The sequence below is a fragment of the Candidatus Burkholderia verschuerenii genome (assembly GCF_001189365.1).
Lineage (GTDB): Bacteria > Pseudomonadota > Gammaproteobacteria > Burkholderiales > Burkholderiaceae > Caballeronia > Caballeronia verschuerenii.
Map to the genome: position 1 here is coordinate 25,832 of NZ_LFJJ01000027.1, position 13,809 is coordinate 39,640.

Annotated in this window: 13 protein-coding genes and 1 pseudogene; 10 read left to right on the top strand and 4 right to left on the bottom strand. The window is 64.2% G+C overall.

Features of this window, described 5'->3' with window-relative positions; all coding sequences use genetic code 11:
* Positions 1-60 precede the first annotated feature (60 nt).
* The 10 genes and pseudogenes from BVER_RS08015 to BVER_RS08055 all read left to right on the top strand — a co-directional run bounded on the left by BVER_RS08015 (position 61) and on the right by BVER_RS08055 (position 9,044).
* Positions 61-876, top strand: a complete 816-nt coding sequence (locus BVER_RS08015) for an AzlC family ABC transporter permease (protein ID WP_083452085.1) — start codon at positions 61-63, stop codon at positions 874-876.
* Entirely contained in the window at positions 873-1,196 is a 324-nt protein-coding gene (locus BVER_RS08020) for an AzlD domain-containing protein (RefSeq protein WP_050452839.1), read from the top strand. Before BVER_RS08015 ends, BVER_RS08020 begins: the two co-directional genes overlap by 4 nt.
* A gap of 440 nt (positions 1,197-1,636) precedes the next feature.
* Positions 1,637-2,833 (top strand): phosphoglycerate kinase, encoded by a 1,197-nt coding sequence (locus BVER_RS08025; protein ID WP_050452840.1) that lies wholly within the window; start codon positions 1,637-1,639, stop codon positions 2,831-2,833.
* 4 nt (positions 2,834-2,837) lie between these two features.
* Complete coding sequence (locus tag BVER_RS08030) at positions 2,838-3,167, top strand: hypothetical protein (protein ID WP_050452841.1); 330 nt, start codon at positions 2,838-2,840, stop codon at positions 3,165-3,167.
* Positions 3,168-3,198: 31 nt separating this feature from the next.
* A pseudogene (gene pyk, locus BVER_RS08035) lies at positions 3,199-4,563 on the top strand (pyruvate kinase); the annotation flags it as partial.
* Positions 4,549-5,109 carry a class II fructose-bisphosphate aldolase gene (locus BVER_RS35515; RefSeq protein ID WP_332309078.1) on the top strand — a complete coding sequence of 187 codons (561 nt, stop codon included), beginning with the start codon at positions 4,549-4,551 and terminating at the stop codon, positions 5,107-5,109. The pseudogene pyk and the gene BVER_RS35515, both read left to right, overlap by 15 nt.
* Positions 5,110-5,245: 136 nt before the next feature.
* Positions 5,246-6,136 carry a phosphoribosylaminoimidazolesuccinocarboxamide synthase gene (locus tag BVER_RS08040; RefSeq protein WP_050452842.1) on the top strand — a complete coding sequence of 297 codons (891 nt, stop codon included), beginning with the start codon at positions 5,246-5,248 and terminating at the stop codon, positions 6,134-6,136.
* 18 nt (positions 6,137-6,154) lie between these two features.
* Positions 6,155-6,667, top strand: a complete 513-nt coding sequence (gene purE, locus BVER_RS08045; RefSeq protein ID WP_050452843.1) for a 5-(carboxyamino)imidazole ribonucleotide mutase — start codon at positions 6,155-6,157, stop codon at positions 6,665-6,667.
* Positions 6,668-6,791: 124 nt separating this feature from the next.
* Positions 6,792-7,979, top strand: a complete 1,188-nt coding sequence (locus BVER_RS08050) for a 5-(carboxyamino)imidazole ribonucleotide synthase (protein ID WP_050452844.1) — start codon at positions 6,792-6,794, stop codon at positions 7,977-7,979.
* Positions 7,980-8,015: 36 nt separating this feature from the next.
* Positions 8,016-9,044: an L-threonylcarbamoyladenylate synthase gene (locus tag BVER_RS08055; protein WP_050452845.1), complete on the top strand. Its 1,029-nt coding sequence runs from the start codon at positions 8,016-8,018 to the stop codon at positions 9,042-9,044.
* Positions 9,045-9,152: 108 nt separating this feature from the next.
* Here BVER_RS08055 and BVER_RS08060 read toward each other — a convergent pair whose 3' ends face one another.
* The 4 genes from BVER_RS08060 to dacB all read right to left on the bottom strand — a co-directional run.
* Positions 9,153-10,466, bottom strand: coding sequence for a type II toxin-antitoxin system HipA family toxin (locus tag BVER_RS08060; RefSeq protein WP_050452846.1), 1,314 nt, complete (start codon positions 10,464-10,466; stop codon positions 9,153-9,155).
* Positions 10,459-10,782, bottom strand: a complete 324-nt coding sequence (locus BVER_RS08065) for a helix-turn-helix domain-containing protein (protein WP_232316438.1) — start codon at positions 10,780-10,782, stop codon at positions 10,459-10,461. Before BVER_RS08065 ends, BVER_RS08060 begins: the two co-directional genes overlap by 8 nt.
* Before the next feature lie 179 nt (positions 10,783-10,961).
* Complete coding sequence (locus tag BVER_RS08070; RefSeq protein WP_050452848.1) at positions 10,962-12,068, bottom strand: SGNH/GDSL hydrolase family protein; 1,107 nt, start codon at positions 12,066-12,068, stop codon at positions 10,962-10,964.
* Positions 12,069-12,458: 390 nt separating this feature from the next.
* A partial coding sequence (gene dacB / locus BVER_RS08075; protein ID WP_050452851.1) for a D-alanyl-D-alanine carboxypeptidase/D-alanyl-D-alanine endopeptidase occupies positions 12,459-13,809 on the bottom strand: 1,351 nt, incomplete at its 5' end.

The following is a 13,809-nucleotide window of genomic DNA, read 5'->3' on the forward strand; positions in this document are numbered from 1 at the left end:
CTGATGCCGTGCAATCCGTCCGCGCCCGGCATCGGGCATCTCATTGGCTCGTAACCGTCCATGCTCGACCGGCTGTCCGACACCAATCGCCGCGCATTCTTCGAAGGCGTGCGCACTTTTTCTCCCGCTTTCCTGGCGACGATGTCGTGGGGGCTCGTCACCGGCATCGCCATGACCAAGTCGGTGCTGACCGTGCCGCAGGCGTTCGGCATGTCGTTCGCGGCCTACGCGGGGTCGTCGCAACTCGCCGTGCTGCCGCTGTTCGCGGCCAAGCTGCCGCTCTGGACCGTGCTGCTGACAGCGGCGATGGTTAACCTGCGTTTCGTCATCTTCAGCGCGGGCCTCGCGCCGCATTTCGCGTATCTGTCGCTCAGGCGGCGTCTGCTGCTCGGTTATTTCAACGGCGACATCATTTATCTGATGTTTTCCAGGCGCAATTTCCCGATCGGCTGGCAGCCGGGCAAGGAAGCGTTTTTCTGGGGACTGGCGGCATCGAGCTGGATCTCGTGGCAAGTGTCGTCGGTGGCCGGCATTCTGCTCACCCGCCTGATTCCCGATAACTGGGGCCTCGAACTCGCCGGCACGCTCGCGCTGATCCCGATCATCGTGTCCGCCATCGCGACGCGCTCGACGCTGGCGGCGGTCGCGGTGGCGAGCGTCGTCGCGCTGCTCGCGTTCGACTTGCCGTATCGCTTCGGTCTGCCGCTGGCGGTGCTGATCGCGGGCACGGTCGCGGATGTGATCGCCGAGCGGCGCGGCACGCCGGAGAAGGCGAAGCGGGCGACCACGCGTATCGTCGTCGATGCCGCGCCGCCCGACGCCGGTCCATCCAACACATCCGCCGAAACCCCCGATCCGACGAGGCCCGTCCGATGAACTCCGTTCTCGTCTGGCTCACCATCATCGGCATGGGCATCGTCACAGCGGTGACACGCGCGTTCTTTCTGATGGGCGGCGAGCGCATAGTTCTGCCGCCGCGCATTCAGCGCGTGCTGCGTTACGCGCCGGCGGCGGCGCTGGCGGCGGTCGTCGTGCCGGATCTGCTGGAAACGTCGAGCGGATTTTCGATGTGGCCGTCGAATCACGCGCTCTGGGCGTCGCTGGCGGGACTGGCGTACTACCTGAAAACGCGCGGCATGATGGGCACGATCGTCGTCGGCATGGTCGTTTTCACGATTTTGCGGCTGATTTTCTGATCGAACGGCGACAGCGCGCGCCTCAAATACGCATCATCAAGGATTCACGGCTAAGAGCGCGCGGTCCGATCGGTTAAAATGACAGTCTTTCCTGTCGCAATCTCAATCGAGCGAGGTCGAGAGTGTCTCCGGCAGTCACCATGCAAGCGTTCCCCAGCACGCCTCAGACCGCATCGCGCTGTCCGGATGCGCGTACGCAGGGACATTGCGCCGGTTCATCGCTTTCGTCGCTTTCATCGCTCGATCCGCTTCTTCCGCATTTCTTCCGCGCTTTTGGTGCTTTAGCGCGACCCTCGCCTCCGGCCTGATGTCGCGCGCGGTCGCCGCTTCCGAATTCCCCGAGTTTCCGCTTTACCGACCGCGCGCTACCCCGTCCCGAACCGGCGGGCCCATCCGGCCCGTCCCGCCCGAACCGCTTTCCTTACTCAACGTTGACTCCCATGACGAAAGTACTGCGTTTCACCGACCTGATCGCCGAAGGTAAAGTCTCCGGCAAACGTGTGTTCATCCGCGCGGATCTCAACGTGCCTCAAGACGACGCCGGCAATATCACCGAAGACACGCGCGTGCGCGCCTCGGTCCCGGCCATCAAGGACGCGCTCGACGCGGGCGCGGCCGTGATGGTCACGTCGCACCTCGGCCGTTCGACCGAAGGCCAGTTCAAACCGGAAGACTCGCTCGCGCCGGTCGCCAAGCGCCTGTCGGAACTGCTCGGCCGCGATGTGCCGCTGGTGTCCGACTGGGTCGACGGCGTGAATGTGCAGCCGGGCCAGGTCGTGCTGCTGGAAAACTGCCGCGTCAACAAGGGCGAAAAGAAGAACGACGACGGCCTCGCGCAAAAGATGGCGAAGCTCTGCGATATCTACGTAAACGACGCATTCGGCACCTCGCACCGCGCCGAAGCGACGACGCACGGCATCGCGAAGTTCGCGCCGGTCGCGTGCGCCGGTCCGCTGCTGGCCGCCGAACTCGATGCGCTCGGCAAGGCGCTGGGCAACCCGAAGCGTCCGCTGGTCGCGATCGTCGCGGGTTCGAAGGTGTCGACCAAGCTGACCATTCTGAAGTCGCTGGCGGAGAAGGTCGATCAGCTGATCGTCGGCGGCGGCATCGCCAATACGTTCATGCTGGCGTTGGGTTTGAAGATCGGCAAATCGCTGGCGGAAGCGGATCTCGTCGGCGAAGCGAAGGAAATCATCGACGCGGCCCGCGCGCGCGGCGCATCGGTGCCGATTCCGAGCGATGTCGTCACGGCCAAGGAATTCGCGCCGACGGCCAAGGCCGAGACCGAGGCCGTCGCCGATATCGCCGACGACGACATGATCCTCGACATCGGCCCGGACACGGCGAAGGCGCTCGCGGCGCAACTCGACACGGCGGGCACCATCGTGTGGAACGGCCCGGTCGGCGTGTTCGAATTCGACCAGTTCGGCAATGGCACGAAGACGCTCGCGCAAGCCATCGCCAATTCGATGGCGTTTTCCATCGCGGGCGGCGGCGACACGCTGGCGGCCATCGCGAAGTACGACATCGCGGACAAGGTGAGCTACATCTCGACCGGCGGCGGCGCGTTCCTGGAATTCCTGGAAGGCAAGAAGCTGCCCGCGGTCGAAGTGCTCGAATCGCGCGCGGGGGCTTAAGGACTTGGCCGCCCGAGGAAATCCGGCGAAAGCAGGAAAGAAGGGCGCGCCAGCCGGCGGCGCGCAAACCGACGAGATCGACAACGGCGCCGCGCTCGATGCGGCCGCCGAAGCAGCTTTGGTGATTGCCGAAGCCGCGCAACCCGAACATGCGGCATCCGAAGGTGTAGGCGAAGGTCACGAAGGCCATATTCCGCCCACGCCTCCGGTCATCATCGGCGGCGTGCCCGCCCATGCACTGAAAGATATCGATAAAGCGACGCCGGCACGAACCGGCACGCGCGCAACCAGTGAGCAATACGTCACTGCAAGCGCAACGTGCTCGCAGCCTTAACACGGGCGTTCCTACAGAGACGAGGAAAGACATGCATCGCGCCACCAAGATCGTTGCAACCATCGGACCGGCATCGAGCAGTCCGGACATCCTGCTGCAGATGATGCAGGCCGGGCTCGACGTCGTTCGCTTCAATTTCTCCTACGGCTCCGCCGACGACCATCGCCAGCGCGCCGAATGGGTGCGCGAGGCCGCGCGTCAGGTCGGCCGCGAGGTCGCCATCATGGCCGACCTGCAAGGGCCGAAGATTCGCGTCGGCAAGTTCGAAAACAACAAGACGATGCTCGTCGCGGGCAACACGTTCATCCTCGATGCGGGCTGCGAACTCGGCAATAACGATCGCGTCGGCCTCGACTACAAGGATCTGCCGCGCGATCTGCGCGCGGGCGACGTGCTGCTGCTCAACGACGGCCTGATCGTGCTCGACGTCACGCGCGTGATCGGCGAAGAGATTCACACGGTCGTGAAGGTCGGCGGCGAGCTGTCGAACAACAAGGGCATCAACCGTCAGGGCGGTGGGCTGACCGCGCCCGCGCTGACCGAGAAGGACATGGAGGACATCAAGACGGCGATGTCGCTCGGCGCGGATTTCGTCGCAGTGTCGTTCCCGAAGAACGCGACCGACATGGAGATGGCGCGTCAGCTCGCGAATATCGCGGGCGCGCCGTATGGCATCAAGCCGAAGATGATCGCGAAGATCGAGTGCGCGGAAGCCATTCCGGCGCTGCAAGGCATTCTCGATGCATCGGATGGCATCATGGTCGCGCGCGGCGATCTCGCGGTGGAAGTCGGCAACGCGGCGGTGCCTGCCTTGCAGAAGCGCATGATCCGCATGGCGCGCGAGTCGAACAAGCTCGTGATCACCGCCACGCAGATGATGGAATCGATGATCCACGCGCCCGTGCCGACGGGCGCGGAAGTGTCGGACGTGGCGAACGCCGTGCTCGACGGCACCGACGCCGTCATGCTCTCGGCCGAAACGGCAGCCGGCAAATATCCGGTGACGACCATCGAGACGATGGCCGCCGTCTGCGTGGAAGCGGAGAAATCGGAAGAGTCGCAACTGGATCGCGATTTCCTGGACCGCACGTTCACGCGCATCGACCAGTCGATCGCGATGGGCGCGCTGTTCACGGCGTTCCATTTGGGCGCGAAGGCAGTCGTCGCGCTGACGGAATCCGGCTCGACGGCGCTGTGGATGTCGCGTCACTGGACGCATGTGCCGATCTTCGCGTTGACGCCGCGCGTCGCGAGCGAACGCACGATGTCGCTGTATCGCAACGTGACGCCGCTGCATCTCGATACCAATATGGATCGCGATCTCGCGTTGAATCAGGCGCTGGAAGTCGTCGTCTCGAAGGGTTATGCTGCGCGCGGCGACATGGTCGTGCTGACCGACGTCGAGCAGGCCGCCGACTTCGTCAAGCAGACGCAATGCGACGCACTGGCGATCGCCATCGGCACGTCGCACGGCGCGTACAAGTTCTCCAAGAAGCCGACGGGCGATATTCTCGCCATCGACCGCATCAAGGAAATTCACCAGCGCATTCCGAACACGCACCTCGTGATGCACGGTTCGTCGTCGGTGCCGCAGGAACTGCTGGCGGAAATCCGCGAATTCGGCGGCGACATGAAGGAAACCTACGGCGTGCCGGTCGAAGAGATTCAGGAAGGCATCAAGCACGGCGTGCGCAAGTTGAATATCGACACGGACCTGCGTCTGGCGATCACCGGCGCAATCCGCCGCTTCATGTTCGAAAATCCGTCGAAGTTCGATCCGCGCGACTATCTGAAGCCCGCGCGCGATGCCGCGAAGGAAATCTGCCGTCAGCGCTTCATGCAGTTCGGCGCGGAAGGCATGGCGGGCAAGATCAAGCCGGTGTCGCTCGACAAGATCGCCGAAAAGTACAAGTCTGGCGAGCTCGCGCAAATCGTCAAATGAGACTGTTCTGAGCCTCAGCGGATTTGTAAAGTAAAATCAACGGGTTCCGGGTTCGGAGCCCGTTCGCTTTTCTCTGCCGCGCTTGCAGCGTCGACGCGCGGCGCTTACCATTTCAGCCCTTCTTCGGTACACGACGATGTCCACGTTATACGAATCCACGATCAAATCGCTGCCGTTGCTCGGCCGCGGCAAGGTCCGCGACAACTACGCCGTCGGTCAGGACAAGCTCCTGATCGTCACGACCGACCGCCTTTCCGCATTCGACGTCGTCATGGGCGAGCCGATTCCGAACAAGGGCCGCGTGCTGAACACGATGGCCGATTTCTGGTTCGAGAAGCTCGGCCATATCGTGCCGAACCACAATACGGGCATCGATCCGGCGTCGGTCGTGTCGGCGGACGAAGCGGAGCAGGTCAAGGGCCGCGCGGTCGTCGTCAAGCGTCTGGAGCCGATTCTGGTCGAAGCGGTCGTGCGCGGTTATCTCGCGGGCAGCGGCTGGAAGGACTATCAGGCGAGCGGTTCCGTGTGCGGCGTCGAACTGCCGCCGGGCCTGCAGAACGCGCAACAGCTGCCCGAGCCGATCTTCACGCCGGCAGCGAAGGCCGAAATGGGCCATCACGACGAAAACATCACCTACGATGAGATGGAGCGACGCATCGGCACCGAGCTGTCGGGGACCATCAAGCGTATTTCCATCGCGCTGTACAAGGAAGCGGCGGAATATGCGGCGACGCGCGGCATCATCATCGCGGATACGAAGTTCGAATTCGGTCTGGACAACAAGGGCGAGCTGTATCTGATGGACGAAGTGCTGACCGCCGATTCGTCGCGCTTCTGGCCCGCCGACGGTTATCAGGTCGGCACCAATCCGCCGTCCTTCGACAAGCAGTTCGTGCGCGACTGGCTCGAATCCCAGCCGTGGAAGAAGGAGCCGCCCGCGCCGAAGCTGCCGGACGACGTGATCGCCAGGACGTCGGAGAAGTATCAGGAAGCGCTGCAGCGTTTGACCGGCCAAACGCTCGACTGAGCATTGAGTAGAAGACAGATGACGAACGAAGTTCATACGCATGACGCGCCGCTCGTCGGCGTGCTGATGGGTTCCAGCTCCGACTGGGACGTGATGAAGAACGCCGTGGCGATCCTCAAGGAATTCGGCGTGCCGTACGAGGCGAAAGTCGTGTCGGCGCATCGGATGCCGGACGAGATGTTCGCCTACGCCGAAAGCGCGCGCGATCGCGGTTTGCGCGCGATCATCGCGGGCGCGGGCGGCGCGGCGCATCTGCCGGGCATGCTGGCCGCGAAAACCACGGTGCCGGTGCTCGGCGTGCCGGCGGTCAGCAAGTATCTGAAGGGCGTGGATTCGCTGCATTCTATCGTGCAGATGCCCAAGGGCGTGCCGGTCGCGACCTTTGCGATCGGCGAGGCGGGCGCGGCGAACGCGGCCTTGTTCGCGATTTCGATGTTGAGCGTGACGGACGCGAAGTACGCCGACGCACTGGCCGCGTTCCGTGTGAAGCAGAATCAGGCGGCGCACGATATGAGCCTGCCGCCGCTTTAAGGCGTTTTTGACGTATCCGGGAAGGCGCCGCTGCGAAGCGGCCTTTCCCACTTCGTTTCACCGCGATTGCATCCGATCGCGCCGGTACGCGTCGATTGACCACACTTCGCTACTCAGCCCCACGATGAACCCACAAAAATCCCCGATCTCCCCCATTTTGCCGGGCGCCTGGCTCGGCATGGTCGGCGGCGGCCAGCTCGGCCGCATGTTCTGTTTCGCCGCGCAGTCGATGGGCTATCGCGTCGCCGTGCTCGATCCGGACGCGACGAGCCCGGCGGTCGCGGTCGCCGATCGCCATATCCGCGCCGCCTACGACGATCGCGCCGCGCTGACCGAACTCGGCCGCCTGTGCGCGGCGGTATCGACGGAATTCGAGAACGTACCGTCCGCGAGCCTCGAATTTCTGGCGACGTGCACCTTCGTCAGTCCGGCGGCGAGTTGCGTCGCGATCGCGCAGGATCGCGTGGCGGAGAAGCGGTTTATCGCGGAATCGGGCGTGCCGGTCGCGCCGCATGTGGTGATCGAATCGCCGGAAGCGCTGGAAAAGCTCGACGACGAGACGCTCGCCGCCGTGCTGCCGGGCATCCTCAAGACCGCGCGTCTTGGTTACGACGGCAAGGGGCAGGTCAGCGTGCGCAACGCGCATGAAGTGCGCACGGCGTATGCGTCGCTGTCGGGCGTGCCGTGCGTGCTGGAAAAGCGCATGCCGCTGAAGTACGAAGTGTCGGTGCTGATCGCGCGCGGCTGCGACGGCAAATCCGCCGTGTTCCCGCTCGCGCAGAATTCGCATGTGAACGGCATTCTGGCGAAGACCGTCGTGCCCGCGCCGGATGCATCGGACGCGCTGGTGGCGCAGGCGCAGGACGCCGCGCTGACGATTGCCGCGAAACTCGGTTATGTCGGCGTGCTGTGCGTCGAGTTTTTCGTGCTGGAAGACGGCTCGCTGATCGCCAACGAAATGGCGCCGCGTCCGCACAATTCCGGCCACTATACGGTCGATGCCTGCGCCACCAGCCAGTTCGAGCAGCAAGTGCGCGCGATGACCGCCATGCCGCTCGGCGACACGCGCCAGCATTCGCCCGCCGCGATGCTGAACCTGCTCGGCGATATCTGGTTTGACGGCAAGAAGGCGCGTCCGCCCGCATGGACCGAGGTCGTCGCGATGCCGACCGCGCGGCTGCATCTGTACGGCAAGGAAGACGCGCGTCCGGGCCGCAAGATGGGGCATATCAATTTCACGGCGGCGACGCTGGAAGAGGCGCGCACGGCGGCGCGCGATTGCGCGCGCATGCTGCATATCGCGCTTGACTGAGCGCTTGATCAAGTTTTACCGAAGAAGCAGTTTGCAATGACCATCATCCATCCGAGCGCCGCGCAGATCGAAGAAGCGGCGGCGCTGCTCGACGCGGGCGAACTCGTCGCGTTTCCGACCGAGACGGTCTACGGCCTGGGCGGCGACGCCGAGAACGCGGACGCCATCGCGCGTATTTATGCGGCGAAGGGGCGGCCGGCGAATCATCCGGTGATCGTGCATCTCGCGCCGGAAGCCGATCCCGGTTACTGGGTGCGCGCATTGCCCGTCGATGCGCAGAAGCTCATCGACGCGTTCTGGCCCGGCCCGCTCACGCTGATTTTGAAGCGCGCGGACCATATTCCGGCGGCGGTGAGCGGCGGACAGGATTCGGTCGGCGTGCGATGCCCGTCGCATCCGGTGGCGCAGGCGTTGTTGTCGGCGTTTCATCGGCGGCGGCTCGGGACGGGCAAGCAGGGCGGCGTGGCGGGTCCGTCGGCGAATCGCTTCGGACATGTGAGCCCGACGACGGCGCAGCATGTGCGCGAGGAATTCGGCAGCGCCGTGCATGTCGTCGATGGCGGCGCGGCGGACGTGGGCATCGAATCGACGATTCTGGATTTGTCGCGCGGTTTTCCGGCTCTGCTCAGGCCGGGGCACGTGAGTCCGCAGCAGATCGCGGATGTGATCGGCATCGCGCCGCGTCTTCCCGATGGCACCGATGCCACGGCGCCGCGCGCATCGGGGACGCTGAAGGCGCATTACGCGCCGAGAACGCCGTTGGCGCTGCTGCCGTTTTCATCGATCGAGCCTTTGATTGCGGCGTTCGATCGGTCGAGCGGGAAGAAGGTCGCGCTGGTGGCGCGGGCGTCGAGCGCGAAGGATTGGGCGGATGCGGCGCATGTGCATTTCGTCGCCGCGCCGGAAGATCCGCAGTCGTATGCGCGCGATCTTTATGGCTTGTTGCGGGCGCTGGATCGGGCGAATGTCGAGCGGATTCTGATCGAGAAGCTGCCGGAAAGCGTGGAGTGGATTGCGGTGAATGATCGGTTGGGAAGGGCGGCGGCGTTTGAGGAAAGCGAATGACGGGTCTTTACGCGTGAATCCCGCCAAGCGGGCGCGCTGCGGCCCAATGCCTTATTAATTGGCGCAATAAACGCTTTTTGCCCAATTTATAAGGTATTTCCGGTCGCATCACCGCGCACCGCGCCTTGATCGCCGCCCAACCGCCGATGGGTCCAACCCACTCGCGCCAGTCGCAATCTGTTCCGCGAGCTCGAACGCCGGTCGCTGCCCTTCGAGGTTCTCCTCCGACATCCCACACGCGTCGACATAAAGCTGGCGCCACGACGAATGCACCGTGTGAGCCATCGCCTGCAAGGTGTCCCACGCTTCGGATACCGTCAACGAAAACGACGGCGCATCCACGACCAGATTCTCGGGCGTTGCCGTGCGCTCGCCTTTCCGGTTCACTGCCATCGCCTGCACGCCGCGCCTGCGCGGAAACGCGACGACATCGTAAGCAGGCGCGAGCGTCCACGAACCATTCCGATACAGCAGGCCGTGGTTGCGCGGATGGTCGTCGTAGTTGCCGACCAAAGCATTGAATGCCATCCGGCGCCACAGTTCGCGCTGTTGTTCCGCGAAGGATTGACTCCTGTCGCCGCACCAGCGCTGCAGTTCATAAGCGAGCTTCACGTACGAGCGATCCGCGTCCTCCGGTGTTTGATCGCTGCGCAATCGTAAGACCGTCGCCGTGCTTGCGAAAAGCGACCGGTGCACGCCGCTGTCCACGACCTTACGATCGAAGCGCCTGACCAGCACGAGTTCGTGCGGGCCCACGCGCTCGTAGCGAACGTCTGCGGCTTCGAGTCCGCACATCCGGGCAAGCGTCATCGCCACGAACTCGCGAGCCGGCAGGAACGGCGAACCGCCGCGCTCCTGAAGTTTGGCGATCCACCACGCGGTTGCATTGTCCGCCTTCAGCGACACGGTCAGCTTCGGCTTCTCGCCGCCGAGACTCGTCGTATCGTCCGCGCCTGACAGGCTTTGCACCACGCTTCGGGCCGAGTATCCCGGATCGACATTCTCCAACCCGGCCTTCAGCAGCTGAAACGCAGGCGGCTTGAAATCGACCTTGCGCTCGATATGCTCGGGCAGGCAAACCTCCAGCGCGCCGACACCATCGCCGGGCGCCAGATCCATGCGCTCCACTTCGTCGAGCGTTTCTTTTTCGTGGATCGCGAGCAGCAGATCGAGTCCAAACCCTTCGGGCGCCGCGTCTCGCAACACGCCGAACACGCCATTCATGTTGGTCGTGGTCGCCGGCCGGCGCGCGCGCGAAAACGGCAGATTGATCGGGTCGATGGGCAGCGCGTCTGCGCGCGTCCGGTAAGCGTCGCTATACGAGAACTCGCCGAGACGCGGAGACCACCCGAACGTGCCGCATAGAACGGGCGCGGTCTCTCCCGGCAGCCACACCCAGACCGGACGCTCTTTCTCAGCCATGAGAACCTCGCACTCGACGCGGAAGGCGCTTAAGGCTTTCCTCTTGAATAACAGGGTCGCGATCGACACGCGTCGCTTCACGCAGATCATCGAGCCTGTCGAGCGTCCACAGCGCTTTGACGACCTGGCCGAAGGCGACGGTCGGACGTCCCTTTTCGAGATCGACGACGGTGTTCACGCTGACGTTCATCTTGGCGGCGAGATCGCGCTGCGTCCATCCGCGCGCGCGCCGGGCGAGCGAGATGTTTTCGCCGATCGAAGTGAGGACTTCCTCGGCTTCGAACGGTAGTAAATCCAGCGATTGGGTCCGTCGCATAATTTTAATAAAACAAAATTTAAGTGACTTAAATTTTATTTAATACAGATTTCAGGTGTTTTCAAGGTGCAGAAAACGGGCTCGATCGCCGAGCCCTAAGGCGTGTTGCGCCCCACACAGCCTAAAAAAACCGCCCGACGATCCCTCGCCGGACGGCTTTCCCATCAACCCCAAAAACCTTACTTCCCCAACCCCGACTTCGCCACCGTCTGCTCCGCCGTCTGCGCGTACAGCGCATGCAGATGCGTCGTCGGATGCACGGTATCGGCGTACATGTAGGTCTGATCCGCGTTTGCCGTCGTGTAGTTCTGCGGCGAGCAGAACAGCGACGTCGCGAAGTCCTGCGGGTCGGGCTCGCCGTACTTCGCGGCTGCCGCCGCCATCGCCTGCAGATTGCACGCCGTGCCCGTGTTCGACACCGCAAAGCCGTACTGCGCGTAATTCGCCGTGATGTTCGCCAGCGCCGGCACGATATCCAGGTAGATGACCTTCGACATCAAACCCGTCTGCGTCAACGCTGCCGACAGCGCCTGATTGAAGCCGAGCGATGCCTGCGTCAGCAGCGCCTTGGTCGTGGCCGAACTCATCATCCCTTGCGGCGTGGCGCCGATATCCGGCACGTTCGAGACCAGCACATGCGTCGCGCCGCCCTGCACGATCTTGCCGATGACGCCCGCCAGATAGATCGCCGCCTGTCCGATCGCGGCCGTCGCCTGAGCCGGCGTAATCGCGCTCGCCTGGACCGCCTGCAAGTTGTACAGAATGTCGTTCGCGCCGCCGTTGACGATCACGAGCTGGTTCGCGTTGAAGCTGCCGTGCGTCGTCAGATAGTTGGTCAATTGCTGCGCGACCGGCACCGTCAGCGCGCCCGTGTAGTTGGCCGGATTGGTGCTCGCGTGGCCGATGCCGATCGGGTTCGTCACGCGCGAGCCGCCCTGCGCATAACCGAAGCCCGACTGCGCCGCCGGCGCGGCGCCGAAGCCGCCGGTCATCGCGGGCTTGAGCGTGTCGCCGTAGTATTGCGCGACGTCCTGCACCCAGATTTGGCCCGGATTCGTCGTGAAGCGGCCGCCGCCGAAATTCGCCGCCGCGACGGGCGCATAGGTGCCGACATCCGACAGACTGTCGCCGAAGGACACGATCTGCAGCTTGACGCCGCCCGCCGGCGCGGAGTTGTTGTCATCGCTTCCGCCGCCGCAAGCCGCGAGCAGGGCGAATGCGGCGCTCGCCGTGGCGATGCGGGCGTAGCGTACCAGTGCGGCGCGCGTCGAACGTTGCTTCTTCATGGACCTCGTCTCCGTTGAACGGTGTTTTGTAGTTCGGGCGCGGCGTCAAGCCTTGCCTCGTGTCACGCATCTTCGTGCTTCATTGTGCTTCTACCATACTTCTGCGGTACTACTGTGTGCTTCTTTGTCATTTCACGGCGACGGATTGCGCGTCCGCCGCATCGCATTGTGCCCCATGCGCGGCGCTTGTCGAGCCGTACGAACCATACTCCGGCATCATGCGACCGCGTCGTGCCCGACAGCGTACACGGCGCGCGACCCGAGCCGGGCGGGACTTCGTAGAAGAAATCTTCGGTGCCGCGCGTCCGGGCGTGCCCGCACGCGGGTTTGGATGGATTGCCGCCACGGGCGAGTCGTGCCTCGCCCGTGGTCAAAAGCCGGACGCGCCGATCACTCGAGTTCGGTCGTTTTGCGCGCGCCGTCGTAGACCCATTCGAGCAGCGCATCGTGGGCGGCGCGGGCGGCTTCCGCGCGCGGATCGTTGATGAAGCTCACCACGACGTAGCTCTCGCCATTCGCCGCGCCGACATAGCCCGCGATGGCGCGCACGTCGCGCAGCGTGCCGGTCTTGATATGCGCGTTGCCGAGCGCGCCCGAGTTGTTCAGGCGGTTGCGCATGGTGCCGTCGACACCGGCGATCGGCAGCGATTCGACGAACACCTGCGCGACCGGGCTCGAATTCGCCGCGACCAGCAGATCGGCCAGCGATGCCGCGCTGATGTGCTCCTCGCGCGACAGGCCCGAGCCATTGTCGAGCACGAGACGACCGTTCATCGGCAGGGCGCTCTTGCGCAGGAAGGTCTGGATCGCGGCGGAGGATTTCGCGGTCGTCGCGGGCGGCTTGGATTCCGCCGCGCCGATCGTCAGGAACAGGTTGCGCGCCATCACGTTGTTGCTGAACTTGTTGATGTCGCGCACCACGTCCGAGAGCACCGGGCTGCGATGCGTGCCGACCAGCCGCGCCGACACGGGCGTCGGACCTTCGCGCGTGGTGCCCTGGAACGTGCCGCCCGCCTGCTTCCAAAGCGCCAGAAAGCCGCCCGCGAAGAAGGTCGAATGATCGAGCGCGGCGACGTTGATGGTGCGCGGCCCGCAGCGCAGCGGATAGTCGCCGATAAACGATGCCTGCACGAAGCCGCCCTGCGTCTGCGCCACGCTCGGCGACGCCGCCTGCAGCGAGCCCGTGCACGTGCCGCGCGTCACGCGCAATTCGTTATCGATCTGCAATTGCGCGAGTTGCGGCAGCACATCGATGGACACCTGACCATCGGTGTTCGGCGTCAGCGTAAAGGACAGCGACTTGAACGCGTACAGCAGCGGATCGGGGCCGACGTTGTAGGGCGCGGTCTCGTCAGTATCGAAGGCGGGCAGATCGCGCGTGGAAGCGTCGAAGTAACGCTTGTCCAGCACCAGCGCGCCGTCGATGCCGCTGATCCCGCTCTTGCGAATCTGATCGACGAGATCGATCAGTTCCTCGGGCACGAGCTTCGGATCGCCCGTGCCCTGAATGTACAGATTGCCGTGCAGTACGCCTTGCGGATCGATCTGGCCATCGGCGTAGGCGGTCGTCTTCCAGCGATAGTCCGGCCCGAGCATCGACAGACCGGCGTAGGTCGTGACGAGCTTCATCGTGGAGGCGGGCAGCATCGGCTGATTGGCGTTGATGGCGACCAGCGGCACCGGCGCGCCGATGCGCTGCACGACGACGCTCATCGACGAGAGCGGGACGTGCGCTTTCGCG